This window comes from Pseudomonas sp. CCC3.1, assembly GCF_034347405.1.
Lineage (GTDB): Bacteria > Pseudomonadota > Gammaproteobacteria > Pseudomonadales > Pseudomonadaceae > Aquipseudomonas.
Map to the genome: position 1 here is coordinate 4,878,024 of NZ_CP133778.1, position 20,549 is coordinate 4,898,572.

The 20,549-nt window shown below is 57.0% G+C and carries 16 protein-coding genes; 1 reads left to right on the forward strand and 15 read right to left on the reverse strand.

Annotated elements, in window-relative coordinates; translation table 11 throughout:
* Positions 1-78: 78 nt before the first annotated feature.
* The 8 genes from RHM56_RS21245 to pilM all read right to left on the reverse strand — a co-directional run bounded on the left by RHM56_RS21245 (position 79) and on the right by pilM (position 7,621).
* Positions 79-1,653, reverse strand: coding sequence for an AAA family ATPase (locus RHM56_RS21245; RefSeq protein ID WP_322235801.1), 1,575 nt, complete (start codon positions 1,651-1,653; stop codon positions 79-81).
* 10 nt (positions 1,654-1,663) lie between these two features.
* The gene (aroB, locus tag RHM56_RS21250) at positions 1,664-2,764 is read right to left on the reverse strand and encodes a 3-dehydroquinate synthase (RefSeq protein ID WP_322235803.1); all 1,101 of its coding nucleotides are present in this window, start codon (positions 2,762-2,764) and stop codon (positions 1,664-1,666) included.
* A 278-nt stretch (positions 2,765-3,042) separates the two neighbouring features.
* A complete protein-coding gene (aroK, locus tag RHM56_RS21255) occupies positions 3,043-3,561 on the reverse strand; it encodes a shikimate kinase AroK (protein ID WP_322235805.1) in 519 nt (172 codons plus the stop codon).
* 4 nt (positions 3,562-3,565) lie between these two features.
* Complete coding sequence (locus tag RHM56_RS21260; protein WP_322235807.1) at positions 3,566-4,939, reverse strand: type IV pilus secretin PilQ family protein; 1,374 nt, start codon at positions 4,937-4,939, stop codon at positions 3,566-3,568.
* Between the two features lie 12 nt (positions 4,940-4,951).
* Positions 4,952-5,482 carry a pilus assembly protein PilP gene (locus RHM56_RS21265; RefSeq protein WP_322235809.1) on the reverse strand — a complete coding sequence of 177 codons (531 nt, stop codon included), beginning with the start codon at positions 5,480-5,482 and terminating at the stop codon, positions 4,952-4,954.
* A complete protein-coding gene (locus RHM56_RS21270; protein WP_322235811.1) occupies positions 5,479-6,102 on the reverse strand; it encodes a type 4a pilus biogenesis protein PilO in 624 nt (207 codons plus the stop codon). The genes RHM56_RS21265 and RHM56_RS21270 overlap by 4 nt, the downstream gene beginning before the upstream one ends.
* Positions 6,099-6,665, reverse strand: a complete 567-nt coding sequence (locus RHM56_RS21275; protein ID WP_322235813.1) for a PilN domain-containing protein — start codon at positions 6,663-6,665, stop codon at positions 6,099-6,101. The genes RHM56_RS21270 and RHM56_RS21275 overlap by 4 nt, the downstream gene beginning before the upstream one ends.
* Complete coding sequence (gene pilM, locus RHM56_RS21280; RefSeq protein ID WP_322235815.1) at positions 6,665-7,621, reverse strand: type IV pilus assembly protein PilM; 957 nt, start codon at positions 7,619-7,621, stop codon at positions 6,665-6,667. Before pilM ends, RHM56_RS21275 begins: the two co-directional genes overlap by 1 nt.
* A gap of 206 nt (positions 7,622-7,827) precedes the next feature.
* On the opposite strand from pilM, the gene RHM56_RS21285 reads away from it, so the two are divergent.
* Entirely contained in the window at positions 7,828-10,251 is a 2,424-nt protein-coding gene (locus RHM56_RS21285; protein WP_416194924.1) for a penicillin-binding protein 1A, read from the forward strand.
* 62 nt (positions 10,252-10,313) lie between these two features.
* Here RHM56_RS21285 and RHM56_RS21290 read toward each other — a convergent pair whose 3' ends face one another.
* The 7 genes from RHM56_RS21290 to RHM56_RS21320 form a co-directional block, all read right to left on the reverse strand.
* Positions 10,314-12,515 (reverse strand): lipase family protein, encoded by a 2,202-nt coding sequence (locus RHM56_RS21290; protein ID WP_322235819.1) that lies wholly within the window; start codon positions 12,513-12,515, stop codon positions 10,314-10,316.
* A 13-nt stretch (positions 12,516-12,528) separates the two neighbouring features.
* Positions 12,529-13,302: a hypothetical protein gene (locus RHM56_RS21295; RefSeq protein WP_322235821.1), complete on the reverse strand. Its 774-nt coding sequence runs from the start codon at positions 13,300-13,302 to the stop codon at positions 12,529-12,531.
* 12 nt (positions 13,303-13,314) lie between these two features.
* The gene (locus RHM56_RS21300) at positions 13,315-14,088 is read right to left on the reverse strand and encodes a hypothetical protein (protein WP_322235823.1); all 774 of its coding nucleotides are present in this window, start codon (positions 14,086-14,088) and stop codon (positions 13,315-13,317) included.
* Entirely contained in the window at positions 14,085-14,939 is an 855-nt protein-coding gene (locus RHM56_RS21305) for a DUF4123 domain-containing protein (RefSeq protein WP_322235825.1), read from the reverse strand. Before RHM56_RS21305 ends, RHM56_RS21300 begins: the two co-directional genes overlap by 4 nt.
* Complete coding sequence (locus RHM56_RS21310) at positions 14,936-17,005, reverse strand: type VI secretion system tip protein VgrG (RefSeq protein WP_322235827.1); 2,070 nt, start codon at positions 17,003-17,005, stop codon at positions 14,936-14,938. Before RHM56_RS21310 ends, RHM56_RS21305 begins: the two co-directional genes overlap by 4 nt.
* A 207-nt stretch (positions 17,006-17,212) precedes the next feature.
* Positions 17,213-19,000, reverse strand: a complete 1,788-nt coding sequence (locus tag RHM56_RS21315) for a lipase family protein (RefSeq protein ID WP_322235829.1) — start codon at positions 18,998-19,000, stop codon at positions 17,213-17,215.
* Between the two features lie 181 nt (positions 19,001-19,181).
* Positions 19,182-20,450, reverse strand: a complete 1,269-nt coding sequence (locus RHM56_RS21320) for a malic enzyme-like NAD(P)-binding protein (protein ID WP_322235831.1) — start codon at positions 20,448-20,450, stop codon at positions 19,182-19,184.
* Between the last annotated feature and the right edge of the window lie 99 nt (positions 20,451-20,549).

Sequence of the window (20,549 nt, forward strand, 5' to 3'; positions counted from 1 at the left end):
ACGCGGCTAAAAAGCCGCATGCTCGTGCGAGTATTTTTGATGTGTCAGAACGGCGGCCTGGGTAAGGCCGCCGGGGCATCAGCGAGCTGCTGCCAGTTCTTGTTGGACGCTGGCGACAGTGCGAGGCCAAGGTTTACCAGCCTGAGTCTTCGCTGGCAAGTTCTTGATTGCCGCAGTGGCTGCGGCATGGCTTGGGAAGTTGCCATAAGTGACGACGTACAGCGGCTTGCCATTCAAGGTTTTCTTGAAGTAACGGGCTTCGCCGCCCAGTTCTTTGGCCACGTTTTGAGCGGACGCCTCGGAGCTGGTGCCGACGATCTGCACCACGTAGTTGCTGGCAGGCTGGCTGGCGTACCAGCTACCACCCGGTGCGGCCTTGGCCACAGTGACCGGCTTCTCGGCGGGTTTCTCGGCCGCTTTGATCACAGGCTTGGGCGCAGGGGCTGGAGCCGGCTTGGCAACCGGCGCGGGTGCAGGTTTAGCGGCTGCAACGGCTGGCGCTGGGCGTGGCGCAGGTGTTGGACCGGCTGGCACGCCAACCGGCGGCGCAGTGGTGGTCACAGTGGGTGGCTGAGCAACGCCGCCGACAGATGGCACCGCACCATCATCGCCTTCAGCAATGCCACCTGCCTCTTCAGCCAGCGGCCCGCGCATCACAGGTTGCGACTGGCCCACCAGCGGCAGCGGCATTGGCTGTGAAGATCCGGCGAAATCTATCGACGGGTTGGCACCCACCTTCGGCGTAGCCTGACCCAACGGTAATTGCCCTTGTTCAGCTGTCGGCGCGGTTGGCGCCTTGCTGCGGCCTGGAATCAAAATGGCCGCGGCGACAGCCACTACCACTACTGCACCAATGGCCAATACGTGTTTCTTCGGCATCTTGAACCCCATACTTGGACGCTTGACCGCTGAACGGCTAGCAATCATGGCTTCGATCATTGCATCGCGGGCGACCTGATTGATGATGCCAGGCCAGCCTTCGGAGCTCTCGTGTATATCTGAGATCTGCTGCGCGCTAAAGAGTTCGATTCCGCGCCCTGCACCTTCAAGGCGCTGAGCCAGATACTCGCGGGTTTCCTCTTCGGTGTACGGCTGCAATTCGATCACGTGAAAGCGCTCTTCATCAGCGCTTAGCTGTTCAAGCCCGGCAATCATTGACGGCTCACCGAACAGGAATACGTGCGGGCGGCCTTCCGGCGTACCCGCCGCCAGCCCCAGCAGCGCTTCAAGAGCGGATTCGTCGAGTTGCTCGGCATCATCGACCAGCAAGTAGACTTCTTGCCCGGTGAGCGCCAATTGCACCACTTGCTTGAGAATCGCGTCGACTTCTGGCCGTGCCACGTTCAGGGTTTGCGCCACCTGGCGCAAGATACCCGCCGCATCGCCCGCACCGCGTGCCGATACCACCACACTCTGCACCGACTGCTTGTTGGTGCTCGCGACCAACGCCTGGCGCAACAAGGTCTTGCCACTGCCCTCAGGGCCAGTCACCACCAACAACAACTGACTGTAACGGGCAAGGTGATGCAACTGCCCCAGCACCGGTTTGCGTTGCGCAGGGAAAAACTTGAAGCCCGGCACCCGAGGGGCGAAGGGGTCGTGATTGAGCTGGAAGTGACCGAGGAACGCCTCGTCGGCATGCAAACTAGTCATCGCGATCTTATTAACCTTTAAGCTGAGCCAGTGCGCGGTAATCCGCACCCAGCGTGGCTTGTAGAACCTCTTGTGGATAATCGTCAGTCACTGTGGCTTCACCGATGCGACGCAACAGCACCAGGCGCATACGACCGTCGATCACTTTTTTATCAACTGCCATGTGTTGCATGAAATCGGCTTCGGTCATCTCGACAGGCGGCACCACCGGCAAGCCGGCGCGCTGGAACAGTCGGATCCCGCGGTCACGCTCAGCCTCGCTGATCCAGCCCAGACGTGCGGACATCTCCAGTGCCATCACGGTGCCCGTTGCCACCGCTTCGCCGTGCAGCCACACGCCATAACCCATATGGGTTTCGATGGCATGACCGAAAGTATGGCCGAGATTGAGTGTGGCGCGTACGCCCGACTCACGCTCGTCAGCGCCCACTACTTCGGCCTTGGCCTCGCATGAACGATGAATCGCAGCCGTCAGGGCTACTTGGTCAAGGCTGCGCAGGGCGTCCATGTTGTCTTCAAGCCAGGTCAGGAACGGCTCATCGCAGATCAGCCCGTATTTGATGACTTCGGCCAGGCCTGCCGACAACTCACGCGCAGGCAAGGTATTGAGCGTCTGGGTATCAATCAGCACCAGATTGGGCTGATAAAACGCGCCGACCATGTTTTTACCCAGCGGGTGGTTGATCCCGGTTTTGCCGCCCACCGACGAGTCCACCTGGGACAGCAAGGTGGTGGGCACCTGAATAAAATCAACACCGCGCTGGTAGCAGGCGGCTGCAAAACCGGCCATGTCCCCCACCACGCCGCCGCCCAGGGCGACCACGGTAGTACGGCGATCGTGGCGAGCAGTGAGCAGGCCATCGAAAATCAGTTGCAGGGTTTCCCAGTTTTTGAACGATTCACCGTCCGGCAGGATGATCGGCACCACTGAGAACTGCGCAAGGCTGCGGGTCAGACGCTCTAGATAGAGTGGCGCGACGGTTTCATTGGTCACAATCGCCACTTGGCGACCGGCGATATGCGGGGCCAGCAACTCCGGCTGATCCAACAAACCTTCGCCAATATGAATGGGGTAGCTGCGCTCGCCTAGATCAACCTTCAGTGTCTGCATGAAACCCCGCGTAGAAAGAGGGCGCTGGCGCCCTGCTTCGCAATTATCAAGTGATGACCACACCGCTGAACGGGCATGGTCGGCGCCGAGGATAACGCATTTCGTAGCGCACTTTAATCGCCTGTAGCCGCTGACGAGGCACGAAGGCTGCGAACGGGTGCGCAGCAGCCGCAAATAATGCACCACAGTCAATCAGATGTACTGAGGACTAAGGTTTTGCGGGCGCTACGCCCCCGTTCGCAGCCTTCGTGCCTTGACAGCGACTACAAGTAATAGAGTCAGCGGGGAGGCAACTGCGCCAGACGCTCGAGAATATCCAAAACGACCATTCGCGGCGGCCGCTCATCGGTTTCGACCACTAGGTCGGCGATTTCCCGATACAGCGGATCGCGCACGGCCAGCAGGTCACGCAGGGTTTTCTCCGGGTTGGCGGTGCGCAGCAAAGGCCGATTGCGGTCGCGCGCGGTGCGGGCGACCTGCTGCTCGACGGAGGCATGCAAATACACGACCCGCCCGCCCGCCCGCAGCGATTTGCGGTTTTCCGGCCGCATCACGGCACCCCCACCGGTCGCCAGCACCACGCCATCGGCCTCGCAGAGTTCGGCAATCATTGCCGCCTCGCGATCACGAAAACCCGGTTCGCCTTCTTTATCGAAGATCCACGGGATATTGGCACCGGTGCGCACTTCAATTTCCTTATCGGAATCTTTGAACGGCAGGTGCAGCTCTTTGGCCAGCAAACGTCCGATGGTGCTTTTACCAGCCCCCATAGGCCCAACAAGAATCAAATTTCGCACAGAATCAATGACTCACAGCAATCGCCTGGTTGTTCATGATACGCGGAGTCAGGAACACCAGCAGCTCGGATTTTTTTTCCAGGACAGCGTCATTACGGAAAAGTCGGCCAACATACGGCAGATCGCCCAAAAATGGCACTTTATCTACCACTTTGCTTTGAGTATTTGAGAACACACCGCCGATTACGATGGTTTCGCCGTCCTTGACCAGCACCTTGGCCTGCACCTCGTTCTTTTTGATCGGCGGCACGTTATTGACCATGTTCATGTAATCCGGCTCATCCTTGGTAACCACCACCTCCATAATGACGCTGCTGTCCGGGGTGATTTGCGGTGTCACCTCCAGCGACAGCGAGGCCTCCTTGAACGACACCGACGTGGCACCGCTGGAGCTGGACTCTTGATAGGGAATTTCGGTGCCTTTAAGGATTTTGGCTGTTTCTTTGTCGGAGGTGACCACTTTGGGCTGAGAGATGATTTCACCGTTGCCGGTTTTTTCCATCGCGCTCAGTTCCAGGTCCAGCAAGACATTGTTGGAGATAAAAGCGATGCCCAACCCCGAGGTATTGCCCTTGACCCCCATGTCGACAAAAGGCGCACTCATATTCCCGGCCTCACCCCCCGCCCCAGTTGCCTGGGTAATACCGCCTGCGCTCCATTTGCCCCCCTTGTTCAAGGAACCGCCCCAGCGCACGCCCAGATTGCGCTCAAAGTCGACGCCCGCTTCCACGATGCGGGCCTCGATCATCACCTGACGTACCGGCACATCCAGTTGCGCCACGATGCGCCGCAACTCGTCCAGCTGCGCGCCAGACTGGAACGCGATGATGTTGTTGGTGCGCTCGTCGACAGTGATCGAGCCACGCGCGTCCTCGCTGGTCTGGCCGTCAGTCACGGACTGGAACAACTTAGCGATGTCTGCCGCTTTGGCGTAATTGACTTGCACCAGCTCGCGCCGCAAAGGAGCCAGTTCAGCCAATTGATTGCGCGCCTCCAATTCATATCGCTCTCGGGCGGCTAATTCTTCAGACGGGGCAATCAGCAGCACATTGCCTTCGAGACGCTTGCCGAGGTCTTTGCTTTTAAGCACCAGGTCCAGCGCCTGATCCCACGGCACATCCTGCAAGTTGAGGGTAATACTGCCTTGCACGGCGTCGCTGACCACCAGGTTAAATTGGGTGAAATCTGCCAATAACTGAAGCACCGTGCGCACTTCAATGGCTTGGAAGTTCAGCGACACTTTCTCCCCGGTATACACCGGGTTCGGCGCGCTAATGGTTGGGTTTACAAGGGCCGAATGCTGGACCACAGCCAGCACCGACAGCGAATTCAGCGCACTCCATAGCGCCAGTCCGCAGACCGGGAAAATCCTTTTCATGGTGTATATCCGTTAAGACTGCTGTTTCAAAGGGATGCTCAGGGAGCGCTCCAGCCAACCGCCCTGACCATCTGAAATCACTTCAAACACTTCAACGTGCGCGGGGTCAATAAAGGCCACCTGACCGTTATTGCGCCCCAGGTAATCGCCGACTTTCAAGCGATGGACAATCCCGTCAGCACGCAGCAAGGCGCTGGCCCCCTGGTCATTGGAAAACGTACCGACCATCTCGAACTGCTCAAGATCCAGCCCCTCCAGAAACTGCCGGGACCGGTCGATGTCCAGCTCATCAGCCACCAGAAGGCTGACCTGCCAACTGCCCGAGCCACCTTCGCGCACGACCTGAAAAGGGCTGCGCAACGCGCTCGCTTCATAAGCGACCGCACGGGCAGGCTCAACGCTGGGAACAGGCGCGATAAAGGCTGGCGTGCTTTGCGGGGCCGCCTGCAAATACGCGTGCAATTGCGCAGTGCTTTGCGCGTCATCGCAGCCCGCCAGCGCTGCCATCAATCCAAGACTAAACAGCCGAAAGACAACACTCATGGGATCAATCCTTGATCGTGGGTGCGGTAGGTCTTGGCCAACAGTGTCATGCGCAGTTGGCCGTCACCCGTTTCATTGAGCGGCGCAAGGGCGAAGTCGTGCAGGGTAACGATGCGCGGCAGGCTCGCCAGGCTACTGACGAAAAGTCCGAGTTCGTGATAACCGCCGACCAGCACCATCTTTAAGGGTAATTCGGCATAAAACGGCTGAAGCACCTCGGGCGACCACTGAATGTGCTCGATCAACAAGCCGCTGGTCAGGCCAATACGGGACACCTCATCCAGCAGGCCGGGCACTTCAGCCTGACCGGGCAGTTGCTTCAACACATCACTGAATGCCGTTTCAAGCTCGCTCAGATGCATCAGCCAAGCTTCCAGACCTGCTGCCTGGGCGGCTTTAGTAGCAAATTCGGTTTTCAGCGCGACTTCGACTTCGCGCTGTTGGGCAAGCTGGTTGACCGGTGATTGCAGTTGCAACCCATAACCCACGATCAGCAGCACGCCCACCAAGAGCAGCGCCACCAGGGTTTTAAATCTGAGCGACCACCAGCCCACACGCTCGAAGTCCAGGTCCCGCAGCTCGAATTGGCCCAAACGTGCCAGCCATTGGACCGCGCTCACAGTTGGCCGCCGCTGTGCACATGTCGGGTTTGGCGCACGGTCATTTCAAATAACCGTTCCGGCCCCTCTGCATGGACAGGCCCCGCTTGCACGTCAATCAGCACGGGCGTTTCGAGCCAGTGCGAGGCATCGAGGTTGCGCATCAGCTCCGCGACAAGCTTATTGGACTGAGCCACCCCCGTGATCACGAGCGTCTGGTCAGTCATTTTCACATCAGTGAAATACACGCCTTGGGGCAGGCTGCGCGCCAGTTGCTCCAAAATGATTCCGCTGTCAGACCGATTGCCCTGAAGCGTCTCTATGGTCTGCATGCGTTCGAGCAACTGCTCTCGACGCACTTTCAACTGATCGATCTGCTCAGCACGACCATCCAGTTGCACCATGGCACTTCTGATCAAATCATTGCGCGCCAACTGGCGCTCCACCGCCCGGTCAATAAAGTGGTCAATCACAAACAATCCACCGACTGCCATCGCTGACAGCGCGAGCAATACGATCACAAAACGCTTACGTCGTTTTTCTCGCAACAATGCGCGCCACGGCAGTAAGTTGATTCTTGCCATTAATCAAACCCCCTTAAGGCCAGACCGCAGGCAGTCAACAACATAGGAGCATCGCAAAGCAAGGTTTGAGGTGTTAGCAAAGGATTAATACTCATGAGCGCAAACGGATTGGCGACCTGCGTATGCACGCCAAGTTGAGCCTCCAGCCACTCACTCAAGCCGCTGCGTGACGCCGCCGAGCCAGACAGCACGAGCGATGCAAGGGGTTCGACAAACGGCTCAAGGCCGCGTCTGATGTGTTGCAGCGCAATGCTGTTGAATGCTTCATCCTCAAGCGCATCGCAACCAAACAGCAATTCTCGGGAATAAAGCACCTGCCCCTGCTGCACAACGCTCAATAGCGTCGTATGGGGGGCAAAATCGACCACTGCCACCGCCCCCGGCGCCTGCAAACCTGTCGCATAAGGCGTTAACGCCTCAACCGCCCGGGCCACAGCATGAGCTTGCACAGCAATCACCCGCGCCTTGAGCCCGGCGAGGCTCAAAACCGCCTCGTACCAGTCAAGCGTCTGCTGACGACACGTCACCAGCAGCACGTTCAACCGTTCAGGGTTGTTCTCGACACAGCCCATGACCTCGAAATCCAGCGCGACCTCATCCAGTGCATACGGAATGTATTGCTCAGCCTCAAGGCGAACGTAAAGCTCCAGGTCGTCTTCACTCAGGCCAGCATCCAACTCAAGATTTTTACAGATGACCTGCGTGTCAGGGACTGCCACCACCGTATTACGTGCCACCACCGAAGCCGCGCCCAGCACTTTTACCAATGCCTGCGCGGCACTTTTCGGATCGACACGGGTCAGATCGTCCATGAGCACGGCAGCTAATGGCTCAATGCCATATCTCTCCAGTTGGAAGGTGCCGCGCGAACGGCTCAACTCGACGACTTTTACCGCGTGTAAACCGATGTCGACACCCAAATACCGCTGGCGGGCGTTGCGAAAATATCCGAACACTGTGGTTTTCCCTAATGCAATCCGTGACTTACGGAGGGTAAATAATGAGATCCGTTCATAACCCGTTCTGACATGCGGTCCCTGACGCTTGCAGCTGAAAAATGCTTATAATGCCGGGCGTTTTTTTCCGCACCGTCGACCCCGCATAACTGCGCACTACCCTGACGTGCACACCCATTTCTTAATCTGGAAATCCAAAAGCCTTGATTCGTCTGCTGAAGTTTTTCGGGTGGTCTTTCGTTGCCGTGTTCTGCGGGCTCTTGCTCGTGCTTAGCGGCGCGTATCTCTATCTTAGTCCTGGCTTGCCGTCCGTAGAGTCGCTGAGAAGCATCCAGTTGCAGATTCCTTTGCGGGTCTACACCAGCGACGGCAAATTGATTGCAGAGTTTGGCGAAATGCGCCGTTCTCCGATCAAGTTCGCCGACATTCCACCCAATTTCATCAATGCTTTGCTCTCGGCAGAGGATGACAACTTCGCCAATCATTACGGGGTCGACCCCAGCAGCCTGATGCGTGCCGCGACCCAGTTGGTAAAAAGCGGACACATACAATCGGGTGGCAGCACCATCACGATGCAGGTGGCGAAGAACTATTTCCTGACCAGTGAGCGGAGCTTTTCCCGCAAAACCAACGAAATCCTGTTGGCCCTGGAAATTGAACGCGAGCTGACCAAGGACGAAATCCTTGAGCTGTACGTGAACAAGATTTACCTCGGCAACCGCGCTTACGGCATCGAGTCCGCGGCGCAGGTTTACTACGGCAAATCGATCCGTGACCTGAGCCTGGCGCAGATGGCAATGATTGCCGGCCTGCCGAAAGCCCCTTCGCGCTTTAACCCGCTGGCCAACCCGGTGCGCAGCAAAGAACGCCGCGACTGGATCCTGGGCCGCATGTACAAGCTGGGCAAAATCGATCAGGCCAGCTACGAAGCCGCCATTGCCGAGCCGGTCAACGCCAGCTATCACGTGCAAAGTCCGGAAGTGAACGCCCCTTACATCGCCGAAATGGCCCGCGCCGAAATGGTCGGCCGTTATGGCAGCGAGGCGTACACCGAAGGTTATCGGGTGACCACGACTGTGCCGAGCGACCTGCAAGCGTTGGCCAACAAGTCGGTTGAAGACGGCCTGATGACCTACGACCAGCGCCACGGCTATCGCGGCCCAGAATCGCGCTTTGCGGGTAAAACCCAGGCAGTCTGGACCCAAGAACTTGCCAAACAACGGCCGATCAGCGGGCTTGAGCCTGCCATCGTGACCCAGGTCGACAAAGACGGCCTGCAAGTGCTGACCCGTAATGGCGCAGCCCACGTCCCGTGGGACAGCATGAAATGGGCCCGCAAGTTCCTGAACACCAACAGCATGGGCCCGATGCCCAAGCAGCCTTCAGACGTGGCGCAAGTGGGCGATTTGATTCGCGTGCAGCCGCAAGCTGACGGCGCGCTCAAGTTCAGCCAAGTGCCAAACGTGCAAGGTGCGCTGGTATCGCTTGCCCCGGACAACGGCGCCATTCGCGCACTGGTCGGGGGTTTCGCCTTCGAGCAAAGCAACTACAACCGGGCGATGCAGGCCAAGCGCCAACCTGGCTCCAGCTTCAAGCCGTTCATCTACAGCGCAGCACTGGACAACGGCTACACCGCCGCCACGCTGGTGAACGACGCCCCGATCGTGTTTGTCGACGAGTACCTGGACAAAGTCTGGCGCCCGAAAAACGACACCAACACCTTCCTCGGCCCGATTCGCCTGCGTGAGGCGCTATACAAGTCGCGCAACCTGGTCTCGATCCGCGTGCTGCAAAGCCTGGGCGTTGACCGCACCATCGACTACATCAGCAAGTTCGGCTTTAACAAGCAGGACCTGCCGCGCAACCTGTCGCTGGCCTTGGGGACTGCCACTCTGACCCCAATGGAAATCGCCACCGGCTGGAGCACCTTTGCCAACGGCGGTTACAAAATCACGCCGTACCTGATCGACAAAATCGAAAGCCGCAACGGCGAGACCCTGTTCGTGGCCAATCCGCCAAGCGTGCCGAAAAACGCCAGCAAAGACGCGCCTCCAGAGGCCGCAGCGCTGACCATCGACACCATCAACGCCGCACCCGGCCTGCCGACCACCGAAACCCAGGCGGTCGCCGAGCGCATCGTTGACGGGCGCACCACCTACATCCTCACCAGCATGTTGCAAGACGTGATCAAACTCGGCACCGGCCGCCGCGCCCTGGCGCTGGGCCGCACTGATCTGTCGGGCAAAACCGGTACCACCAACGAATCCAAAGATGCGTGGTTCTCCGGTTACAACGCCGATTATGTGACCACCGTGTGGACCGGTTTCGACCAACCCGAAAGCCTCGGGCGTCGCGAATACGGCGGCACCGTGGCCTTGCCAATCTGGATGAGCTACATGGGCGGCGCGCTCAAAGGCAAGCCTGCACACAGCCAGGCCGAACCCGAAGGCATCCTCAGCCTGCGCATCGACCCTGCCAGCGGGCGCATTGCCTCGCCAGGCACACCGGGCGCCTACTTTGAACTGTTCAAAAGCGAAGACACCCCGCCGACCAACAGTGAACTGGGCAACAACCCTGCACCGGGCAGCCCGCTGCCCGCAGAAGATAGCGCGCCAATAGATCTCTTCTGACGAAGAGAGCGGCAAGAGGGTTAGCTGCAAGTTACAGGCGGTTTTACGCGTGTGGCTTGCGGCTAACCTAAATCCAAAATATCCCCGGTGTAGCACGCCCCTACAACGTGATCAGTCAGGGGATCATCCAGCGAAGCAATACGTACACGCACCTCTAATGCTTGCGGTGCCATCGCCAGCTGCTCGGGCCGGGTGTTTTCGGCATGCGCAAGCCAACGCTGCAGGCTGTGAGCCAATTGTTCGGGGCGCATTGCGCATTGGCCGTATACATCTGCGGGGCTTGGTACGCTGAACTTCAATTGTTTCAAACGCTCACGGGTCGCCGTGATTTTGTCGACTTCGCGTACCAGCAGCACCTTGTTGCTCTCGTGGCCTTGGACTTTTTTGTCTGGCAGCGTCATCTCTTGACGGTACTCAACGCGCAACTGTTGAGTAATGTGCCCAAACACGTCGTCCACAAAGTCGAACTCGCGCTTTGTCACCAATGAGCTATTGCCATCCAGTGCTTCTTTATGGCGACGCAAAGCGGCCCAGCAACCGGGGATATAGCTGTCCACCATATAGTGATGGCCCATGGAAAATAGCTGCCGGACAAAGTGCTCACGCTGAGGTAAACCGTCCTGCTGCCCAAGCGCAGCGCGGCTCACGGCATGCTGAATAACGGTATCGCACACCGGCGTCCATAAAAGGTGCGACACCCGCCCTTGGCCAAACTCCACCGGCATAAAGTGGCGTAGCGTGCCGTGATGCTGATAAGGCTCCCCGGTTAAATTGGCCAACCCAGTGGCAAACACAGAAAGCCCAACGGGCACATTGACAAAGGTAAGCACCACGCCTGAGCCATACACGGCGGTCTTGGTGTTCATCCAGGTTGCCGGCACGCTTGGGATCGGGTCGTTATGGTTGACCGTGCGGTGATGCACCAGTGACTCGGCAGCGTTGACAAAGGTCGTGTCCGCCGCGCGCGGGGCGCCGTAGGTGTAGAGCAGCACGTCGTAATCAAACCCCTTCCTGCAACGCAGCATTTGCGAAAGAATCAGCGCAATCGCGCCACCCAAGCTGTGGCCACAGACCAGTACCTTTTGCCCGGAATAGAATTTATCGAGGTACTTGGAAGCGAAGGCCGCGACCACTTGCGCCGCTTCATAAAAACCTCGATGCACCTGGCCTTCACCTTCCACAAAAGGCACCTGGAGTGCGTCCACGTCGCGCAAGAAATCCGCCCCCGCGCTGGTACCCCGTACAGCAATCAGAATGACCTCATCGTTGTGCGTCACAAAAGCTTGGGTGTCAGTGCCCTCCACGCCTTCCTTGGTATCGTCAAGAAAATGAATATTGGCTGGGTTTTCCTGATCCAGTCCCAGAGAAGGATCATTGGCCGGGTAGAGAACAGGATCAAACGGCACAATTTCCAAGCGCTTTGAGTAAGGTACATCCTCATACAACGGGTAATACGCTTGGGTTTGCTCGGGGTTTACTTGCCACGTTTCTGTAAAGGTTGCGAGTTTGTCGCCAAACCAATTGCCCATGCTCGGCACTTGTTTAAAGCTGACGCCGGGGGTGGTCACGGGCTGCTCATCGGGCGCTTGCCCAAATGGGCAATAGCTCAGCGTGGCCATTAAAGCCAACTGGTACAGGTTGAGTGCGCAGAATTCTGACCCCGTCGACAACAAGGGGCGCAATGCCCGCAAGGGGCGAACCTCCAACACCGTATGGCATTCAGGCGACATACAAACACCGCGCACGCCAAACTTGCCCATCAGCCGACGGTCAGCCACATTCAATGGGAAGTGGCTTTTCACTTCGGGCGGTAAATGCGATACATGCTCGACCAAATGACGGACTTCAACTTGACAGTACACAAACTGCTCACGGTCCATGATGGGCTTTACTGAGCTACGTGAGCCGTCTTTATTGATGCAGTGAGTCTGTTCAGCCCTGACTTGAAGTTCGGTAATTTTGAGTGGATAATGCGGCCTTGACTGTAAAAACGTATACGTTTTATTTTCACCTGCGTAAACCGCATCGAGCAATAACGCAATAGCTCCAGAACAATGGTTTACGACCCTACTTACGCCTACTGAATCTAAAAAACCGTTATATATCAAGCCTTTTGAATCTACAACTTTATACGCTAATCCCGCGTATGGCTCTCCCCTACCAAACTCGTCTACCAATTGAAAACTGGTTGTTTTACCCATCGCAGGACAAGAAAGCACGCGCCCCTTCAAGTCAACACCTTTCACGCCATTTTTAATATTCACTTTCGATCCTTGTTTATTCTGTACACCCCGGATAAATAGTGCACTGCTTTCCGTCCGGCATCATAAAGCTACTAAAGCGCTTATAATCGCCATAACAGAATGCATATTGATCTTCAAAGTTATCACCCATACAACGCTTCCAACCGTTAGGGACTTTGACCCAGGTATCTTTAATGGCAGGCATCTCTTCTTCAACCAACTTAATTTTCAACTTAACCGTTTTACCCGGTAGCTGATCCAGCGTGTAGGCAACGCCAGGGCGACCACGGGCTAACACTCCCTTGGCATCTATACCTTTACAATCCAGAATTTTAACTATTCGTCGCTTCCCTCCAGATGTTCTAAACAAAAACTGGCACTGCCCATAAAAACCACTTTCACCCTCAACACTAAATTCTCTTTTATAGTCAGCCGGTAAAACTTCATAAATCATTACACTTGCGTTATCTCCGCCTATATCACCCCAATCATCCCCATAGACAGCGTTAATCTCTAACTTCACTTTACTAATCACCATCGGGCACCCGCTCACGGTGCGATACAGGGCGATTTCTGAATCAGGTTTATACTCCTTGCGCCAATGACGATTGAAGCCTACGTGTGTATTTTTACCTCCCGGCACCGTACACGTCTCGCCTTTTGCGGGCACATAAACAGCCGAAGCCCGGTAATAAAAATTCGGCGGTAAGTCGGCAGTAAAAATAAAAGTATCCGACTTGCCTAAAGAGCACCCGGAGACAATAACACTCAGTGCCAACAAGGCTACGCGCTTAACTATTCGCTGCATGTGCACAACCTCTTATTCGGTACAACCTGGATAAATAGTGCATTGCTTTCCGTCTGGCATCATAAAGCCACTAAAGTCTTTATAATTTCCGTTACAGAAAGCGTATTGATCCTCAAAACCTTTTCCCATGCATCGCTTCCAGCCATTTTTGACTTTCACCCATGTATCGCCCATGTAAGGTTTTTCTTCTTTTACCAGTTTTATCTGTAACTTCACCGTTTTACCTTGCAACTGATCCAAGGTATATCCAGCCACAGGACGACCACGGGCCAGCACTCCGTTTTCATCTTCACCCTTACAGTCTAAAATTTTAACTATCCGACGTTTTCCTCCTGACGTACGGAACAAAAACTGGCACTGCCCATGAAAATAACTTTCATCGTTAACACTGAACTCTTTTTGGAATTTAGCCGGTAATTCTTCACGGATGACAACCGTGGCTTTATCCACGCCAAAGTCCCCTCGATCATTGCCGTATGTAGAGTAAATTTGAAGTTGCAGATGACTAACAACCATCGGGCAGCCGCTCACGGTGCGATACAAGGCGATTTCTGAATCAGGTTTATACTCCTTGCGCCAATGACGATTGAAGCCTACGTGTGTATTTTTACCTCCCGGCACCGTACACGTCTCGCCTTTGGCGGGCACATAAACAGCCGAAGCCCGGTAATAAAAATTCGGCGGTAAGTCGGCAGTAAAAATAAAAGTATCCGACTTAACTAAAGAGCACCCTACAAGCAGTACTGCGCTAATTAATAGAAAGAGATGTGCACGTAGCAACTTCATAGTTGCACCCCGCCATAAGCCTGTTCTGCCGCTTGACTCACGCGTTCAAAATGCAAGGCTGCCGTTTCATGAGGGTGCGGATGCCACGCCTTGGGCAGTTCGAAACCTGGATGTTTCAAGCTGTGTAACAACAGAAACACTAACTGCGCTTCTTCAACCCACCCCCACTGGAGCGCCTGTGTCTGTTTGCCGCTCAGCCACTCGCAGGGTTTGAGCTGTCCGGCCAGTCGATGATAGGCCGGGAAATGTTTCTCTAACAAAATCCAACGGGCGTTGTGGGCATGTATCGACGCCAGGTGACGAGACGGTGCGGGCACACTCATCCAAGCCGCAGCCTCGGGCAGCGCGTATTCGCCGGGCGCTGGGTTGTCAGTGGTAGCCCACTGCTCGCCCTGCCAGTAGCACACGCTGATGGCTTGCCCCAGGTAGGCCGGGAGCAGGTCCGCAGGCAGATGCCGCAGCGCTCGGGTCAGCACGCGGTTGTCCTGGAACCGATACAAGACACGCTCAGGACGTTCGCCGACCAGAAAGCGTACACGCCAATGTTCGAGCCACATGGGCAAATCGCCCGGTGCGAGGCTGGCCAGCCAACCCCAATTGCGTTCGGGGGCGTTGAGCAGTTCGGCCAAGCGCTCGGTATCCGTGCTGTCGAGCCCAATCAAAAAAGGCCCGGCGCTGGCCAGTTCGGCCACCGGGGTTTGGCTGTATACGCTGTGATAACGCTCGTGGGCGCGCCCATTCAGCAAACCTTGGCAGGCTTCGGTTTCGTTTTGAGAGTCCAGCACCAAGCACACGTCGCGACCTTGGCCGCGCTGCTCATCCATCCACTGGCGTGGCAATACAGGGCTCATTGCGACGCTCCTTCAGGCAGGCACACGCCGTTTTTGCAGGCCTCGCACACGGGGCAGAAATCAGCGCCCGCTGCGTGGGCGTTGGCCATTAGCGCCTGTTGTGTCGGCGCGATGGTCGTGGGCAAGGCTTCAGGGGGCAGCAAGCGCTCTGACTCTCCCGGTAGCAGCGGCACCGCTGGCAGCCCCGGCAACGGCACACCGCCCAGCAGGATCGGGCAACTGGCGTAAATGCCCGCTGCGCCAATCAACAGGTGCTGCCCGCCGGCCATGAGAGTGATGTTGGCCCCCGCATCCATGACCACACTCGCTCCGCCCTTGAGGTGCACGTGCATTCCGGCTTCGGCGATCATCGCCACCCCGACGCGGGTATGGCTGCTGACCGCGACCACCAGGTGGTCGTTGGCGTTGAGTTGGACTTTGCGATCAAGGCTGACGGTACATTGTTCTTCGGCGTCAAACACCGACACGCTGTTACCGGTGATGGTTTCTTCGCGCTTGCCATCGACCTGCAACACGCTGTCGTTTTTGATGTGTTGCGCCATATCGCGCTGGGCGTGGAGGTAGATCTGCTCCTGGCCTTTGCGGTCTTCGATGCGCAACTCGTTGTAGCCACCGCCCCCTGGGGTGCTGCGGCTGCGGAACACGCTTTGGGTTTTGTTGGCAGGCAGCGCGAGTGGCGCCGGGTTGAGGCTGTTGATCAGGCAGGCAGAGATAACCGGTTGATCCGGGTCGCCGTCCAGATAAACCACCAAGACTTCCATGCCCACGCGCGGGATGACCACGCCGCCATGGCGGTCGCCCGCCCAGCTCGACGACACGCGCAGCCAGCAACTGCTTTGGTCGTCGTCGATGCCGCTGCGGTCCCAATGAAATTTGACCCGGACCCGGCCGTACTCATCGCAATGAATTTCTTCACCCGCAGGCCCGGTGACGCGGGCGGTTTGACCGCCGAGAATGCGCGGTTTGGCGAAGATTTCCTGCGGGCGGTAGGTCACGTCTTCGGGGATCGCGTGAAAGGTGTTGCGGTAGCCTTGGATAAAGCCATCTGCTGGGGCCGGTTGCGGGCTGGCGCCCTGCTCTTCCAGGACTTGTGGCTGCTTGCCTTCGTGGATGACCTGCGTCAGCAACCAGCCGGTGTTGAGCGCAGTGTTGGCATGCTCGCTCATCGTCAAAAAGTGGCCACTGCTCAGGGTTGGCTGATCACTGCGCCCGTTTGCCTGGCGATAACCGGCTTGATGGTGTTCCAGCATGCGCTGGCTTTGCTCTTGGCCTTGGGCGGTCTGGCTGAAACGGCCGGGGTAGCTGTAGTTCTCAAATACGCGCCCGTTAAGGATCGGGTGGCTATCAGCCTCTAATGTACGGCTGGCTTTTTGGAAATCGTAATCACGGCGTGCCGTGCGATTGGTGCGGGTTTTAAAACGCAGTTCAAAGTGATTGATCGAGGGTTCTGCCGCCACCATGCCTGCACCTTGCACGTACGACGTCGGGCGCTTGAGCGAGGTAAACGCTTGCTGTTTGTCGCCGAATACCAATTGATGTCCGTCAGGCGAATGCCGAAAGCAGTAGTGAAAACCTTCTTCAAAACACAGACGTTGGATAAAGCGCAGATCAGACTCGCCGTACTGCACGCAGTATTCCCGTGGCGCGTAAGACGAGAGTGAGTTGAAGGTGTAGGAATTGCCGAGAATGCCGTGCTCTTCCAGGATCTCTTCGATGATTTGCTGCACGGTCAGGTGCTGAAAAATACGGTGATTGGTGCGATAGGCCAGGTAGGCCAACTGCGGTTCCAGCGTCAGCCAGTAGTGAGTCAGGCGCTTGCCGGGGCTGCTGATACCGATACTGGAAATATGCCCGTGAATGCCGTTGCCCTGCGTGTCAAATGCCAGAAAAGCAGGCTGATGCAGCAGGGTTTCGAGGTCCAGATCAGAGCGTTCACTGACCAGTTCGACATCAAAGACAAAGGGCTTGCTGATGGCTTCATTGCCGATGAAGGCCAAGACGCGAAGCTCATGTTCAACACCGCTGATGCTCAGGCTAAAGCGGGATTGGCGATCAAAAGTGGACATCCGTGGCTCCTCAGACGCTGAGGGCACGCTTGCGAACAAAGCCACCCCTTGACAAAGGGAAGGACGTTAGCGGACAGGCATCAAAACAAATGTAGGAGGCTTCTCTATTACTCATGGGAAGCGAGCAATTCAATACAAGATCGTTCAATAACGCACTTAAGCTCGCTCTTACCGGGGGATGTCGCTGTTAGGCCGGGGCCATTAATCCTATGACGCAGACGCCACCGCCAATGGCTCGCTGCACACACTCGCATCATCCGCCAGCCAGCGCTCCAGACTCTGTGCCAGCACCTGCGGCTGTTGCGCGTACTCGCCGTAAACATCCGCTGCACTCGGCACTTTGAACCGCAAACTGCACAAGCGCTTGCGGGTTGTATGGAGCCGACAGAGTTCGCGCATCAGCACATTAATGGCGCGCTCTTGCACCTGAGTATCCTTGTCGGGCCATGTCATGACTCGCTGATACTCGGCACGCAGTTGCTGGGCGATGCTTTCGAACGCTTGATCGATAAACCTCACTTCTGGCTCAGTGACCAGCGAACGCCGCACCTCTAGCGCTTCTTGAGCACTTCGCAGGGCAGTCCGGCAATCCGCGAGGTAGCTGTCGATGCCATGAGAGTGATCCACGCGGATTAACGACTCTCGCGCCCGTTCAAACACTGCGCGGCTCAACGCATGCTGGGTCACGATGTCGCTCGTCGGCGCCCACATTACATGCGAGACCTGGCCTTGGCCCCGATCAATGGGCATGAAATGGCACAAGGTGCCGTGATGCTGATAAAGCTCGCCCGTCAATGGACTGAGGCCCGCGACAAAGACCCCAAGCTCGGGCGGCACATGCATAAATTCAAGCATTGGCTGCGCGCCATCAGTCGACAGCCGGGTATTCATCCAACGGCTCGGCCCGCTGGGCAACGGGTCGTGATGGTTGACCATCCGGTAATGCATCAATGACTCAGCCGCTTTGACAAAGGCTGCGTCTGCCGCGCGGGGTGCGCCGTAGGTGTAGAGCTGCAGGTCGGTAATACGCTGACGAATACGCAGCATTTGGCTAAGGATCAACGCCACAGCCCCATTTAGCCCGTGGCCGCAGACCAGCACTTTTTGATTGACGCAGAATGTATCCAGATAGGCGCCCACGCACTCATAAACGTGCCTCGCCGCCTCGTAAAAACCGTGATGCACGCAACCCTCGCCTTCTGCAAAAGGCACTTGATGCATATCGGTGTCGCGCATGAAGTCTGCCGCCAGGCGCGGGCCGCGAACGGCGATCAATAACACGTCATCGTTATGAGCGATCAGGATCTGAGCTGTCGACACCGGCGCGACCTGCAAACGCTTCGAGTACGCCACGTCTTCGTATAGCGGCCGATAGGCCCCAAGAGCAGTGCTGCCTGGCGTGTGCGCAAAAGGGCAATCACCCGCCGCGGCCATCAATGCCATTTGGTACCGATTGAGTGCAGACAACGGTGCAGCGGCGCAGAGCATGGGGCTCAGTGCCCGTAAAGGCCGAACCTGAAGCACCGTGCACCGACCCACGGCCAGGCACACCCCGAACTGGCCACCTGTCTGCATGCGTTGTTGAGCCTGAGCTTCAAGCGGATAGCGGCATTCGACCACAGGCGGCAAGTGCGAAACATGCTCGACCAAGTGTCGGACTTCAATTTGGTAATAGTCCGTGTCCACGCTTTTTTTAGTTGGATTGTGACGCGTCCGGGCCCCGTCTTTATTGGCATATCGGGTGTGTTCAGCCCTGAACTGAAGCTCTGTGATGTGCAGAGCACCCTGCAATCGGGTAAACCGCACAACAACAGGCCCGCTAAAAGGGCCGCCAATCGCACCACAGCCGGTGGCATCCAGATAACCGGGAGTGAGCCCCCCTTCGCTATTTACAACCTCGTAAGCCAGCCCGGCAAAAGGCTCACCGACCCCCTGCTCATCGACCAGTTGAAAACAGGTGCGCGCGCGCGCAATAGAGAGAGAGTGCGTATCCATGTGCGTCATAGGAGGGTCAAAAAAGAGAGGGCTGACGCTAACGGATCGCTGCAATGCTGGATGTAGGACGGTTCCCAAAATAAAACCAGAAGAAGACCAAACACAAGACAGGCAAAGACACCAAAAAGCAAAAAGCCCCGACTCTTTCGAGCCGGGGCTTTTGGTTTGACGCTATCGCGGCTTAGCCGTTGAACACGTCATCCACGCTTTTCAGCGGGTAGTTTTTCGGGTACGGCAGGGTTGCCACGCCAGTCTCGATAGCGGCTTTAGCCACCGCATCGGAGATCAGGGTGATCAGGCGCGAATCCATTGGTTTCGGGATGATGTACTCACGACCGAACTCCAGCTTGATGCCGCCATAGGCGTCGCACACGTCTTGCGGCACTGGCAGTTTGGCCAGTTCACGCAGTGCGTTGGCCGCTGCGATTTTCATTTCTTCGTTGATGCGCTTGGCGCGAACGTCCAAAGCACCACGGAAGATGAACGGGAAGCCCAGTACGTTGTTGACCTGGTTCGGGTAGTCCGAACGGCCAGTGGCCATGATCACGTCATCACGGGTGGCGTGAGCCAGTTCCGGGGAGATTTCCGGGTCCGGGTTGGAGCACGCGAACACAATCGGGTTCGCTGCCATGGACTTCAGGCCTTCAGCGCTCAGCAGGTTCGGGCCCGACAGGCCAACGAACACGTCAGCACCGTGCAGGGCATCAGCCAGGCTGCGTTTTTCAGTGGCGTGAGCGAACACAGCTTTGTACTGGTTCAGGTCATCACGGCCGGAGTGGATCACACCGGTACGGTCAACCATGAAGATGTTTTCGATGGTTGCGCCCATGCTCACCAGCAGTTTCATGCAGGAGATGGCCGCAGCGCCGGCGCCCAAGCAAACGATCTTGGCGTCAGCCAGGGTTTTGCCAGCGATTTCCAGTGCGTTGATCATGCCGGCAGCGGTAACGATCGCGGTGCCGTGCTGGTCATCGTGGAAAACCGGGATGTCGCACTGCTCGATCAGGGCACGTTCGATCTCAAAGCACTCAGGTGCTTTGATGTCTTCGAGGTTGATACCGCCGAAGGTGATGGAGATGCGCTTAACAGTATCGATAAAAGCTTGCGGGCTTTCGGCGTCGACTTCGATGTCGAACACATCAACACCGGCAAAGCGCTTGAACAGTACGCCTTTGCCTTCCATAACAGGCTTGGAAGCCAATGGGCCGAGGTTACCCAGGCCCAGAATTGCGGTGCCGTCAGAAATTACGGCGACCAGGTTGCCCTTGCCAGTGTATTTGTAGGCCAGTTCAGGATCGCGGGCGATTTCGCGTACTGGTTCGGCTACACCCGGGCTGTAAGCCAGCGCTAGATCGCGGGCCGTAGCGGTAGGTTTGGTGAGCTCGACACTCAGTTTCCCTGGACGGGGCTGGGCATGATATTCGAGAGCGGCGGTTTTCAAATCAGACATATGGGCATTCCGCTTTTTTTCTGTTGGACGACGGATCGCCGAGCATACGCGTGTCGCAAAGTCCCGACAAGACTGCCCAGTCAGCAGTGTCAAGGGCTT

What these genes read in the sequence shown, in the direction of transcription:
- RHM56_RS21245 (WP_322235801.1), bottom strand. Translation starts at nt 1,653, where the DNA reads ATGACTAGTTTGCATGCCGACGAGGCGTTCCTCGGTCACTTCCAGCTC.
- aroB (WP_322235803.1), bottom strand. Translation starts at nt 2,764, where the DNA reads ATGCAGACACTGAAGGTTGATCTAGGCGAGCGCAGCTACCCCATTCAT.
- RHM56_RS21260 (WP_322235807.1), bottom strand. Translation starts at nt 4,939, where the DNA reads ATGAAAAGGATTTTCCCGGTCTGCGGACTGGCGCTATGGAGTGCGCTG.
- RHM56_RS21265 (WP_322235809.1), bottom strand. Translation starts at nt 5,482, where the DNA reads ATGAGTGTTGTCTTTCGGCTGTTTAGTCTTGGATTGATGGCAGCGCTG.
- RHM56_RS21275 (WP_322235813.1), bottom strand. Translation starts at nt 6,665, where the DNA reads ATGGCAAGAATCAACTTACTGCCGTGGCGCGCATTGTTGCGAGAAAAA.
- RHM56_RS21295 (WP_322235821.1), bottom strand. Translation starts at nt 13,302, where the DNA reads ATGCAGCGAATAGTTAAGCGCGTAGCCTTGTTGGCACTGAGTGTTATT.
- RHM56_RS21300 (WP_322235823.1), bottom strand. Translation starts at nt 14,088, where the DNA reads ATGAAGTTGCTACGTGCACATCTCTTTCTATTAATTAGCGCAGTACTG.
- RHM56_RS21305 (WP_322235825.1), bottom strand. Translation starts at nt 14,939, where the DNA reads ATGAGCCCTGTATTGCCACGCCAGTGGATGGATGAGCAGCGCGGCCAA.
- RHM56_RS21310 (WP_322235827.1), bottom strand. Translation starts at nt 17,005, where the DNA reads ATGTCCACTTTTGATCGCCAATCCCGCTTTAGCCTGAGCATCAGCGGT.
- RHM56_RS21315 (WP_322235829.1), bottom strand. Translation starts at nt 19,000, where the DNA reads ATGGATACGCACTCTCTCTCTATTGCGCGCGCGCGCACCTGTTTTCAA.
- RHM56_RS21320 (WP_322235831.1), bottom strand. Translation starts at nt 20,450, where the DNA reads ATGTCTGATTTGAAAACCGCCGCTCTCGAATATCATGCCCAGCCCCGT.